The following is a 964-nucleotide window of genomic DNA, read 5'->3' as shown; positions in this document are numbered from 1 at the left end:
AAGCATTTGGATCGTATTCAACTCCGGCTACATCACCTGCTTTTTCAGAGATAGTGAATGTACGAGTTTCTTCTTTTGTGAAGGTAAGTTCTGGGAATTGAATCTTACCGTTTGCATCGTTTGAAACAGTGTGGAGAACTGTTCCATTTTCTTTCAACTCAAATTCAAATTGGCCAGCCTCGATAGCTTTACCGTTCAAGACTTTCTTAGCTTCAAGTTGAAGTTTTGCTTCTTTAGCAGCGTATGTGTTTGTAAATTCTTTCTTAGAATCTTTATATTTAACACTTGCAATCTTTTGACCATACACGTTTGCTACAGTAACTTCTGCTTCAAGTACTGAATCATCGTATGTATAGCCAGGTTTGTTGTCATTTACTTCTTTAATTTGGTATTTGAATGTACCTTCATTAGAGAATTTAACTGCTGGGAATTTAACATTTCCTTCAGCATCGTTTTTAGCTTCAGTTACAGAACCATCTGGAGCAATCAATTGGAAAGTAAATGCATCTGCCTCAAGAGTTTTTCCTTCAAGTTTTTTCTTAACTTGGAATTCAACCTCATCAGACTTCGCACCTGAACCGATACCTTCTGTAGTTGTCAAAGCAGCAAATCCATGAACATCAAATGTTTCTTGATCGGTTGTCGCTTTTACATCGTTAAATGCTTTTTTAGTTGCATTGTCAACTGGAGCAGTTAGACGAGTTTTATATAGAATATAGAGACCTTGTCCGTCCATTGTACCATCACCGTTTGGAGTGATTGTAAAGTGATTTCCATCAACAACGTTGATATGGGCAGCTTCTAGTCTTGGACGAGCTTCAGCTTTGTTCCACTCAGTAAAGTAGTAACCAGTAATTTCACTTGCAAGAACTTGTCCTTCTGGAATAGTATCTTCGAGTTTAACCCCTGTGTAAGATTTTGCATAGCGGTTAACACGGATACGCCAGTTTACATAGTTAGGATC

The 964-nt window shown here is 37.8% G+C and carries 1 protein-coding gene; it reads right to left on the bottom strand.

All coding sequences use genetic code 11. The features are described from left to right. The coding region (locus GMD1S_RS08185; protein ID WP_000112591.1) for a Spy0128 family protein at nt 1–964 on the bottom strand (964 nt) is incomplete at both ends.

The organism is Streptococcus sp. GMD1S, from assembly GCF_000296875.1.
Lineage (GTDB): Bacteria > Bacillota > Bacilli > Lactobacillales > Streptococcaceae > Streptococcus.
Note: the sequence above shows the minus strand (reverse complement) of the source record. Positions and strands in the feature narration are given on the sequence as shown.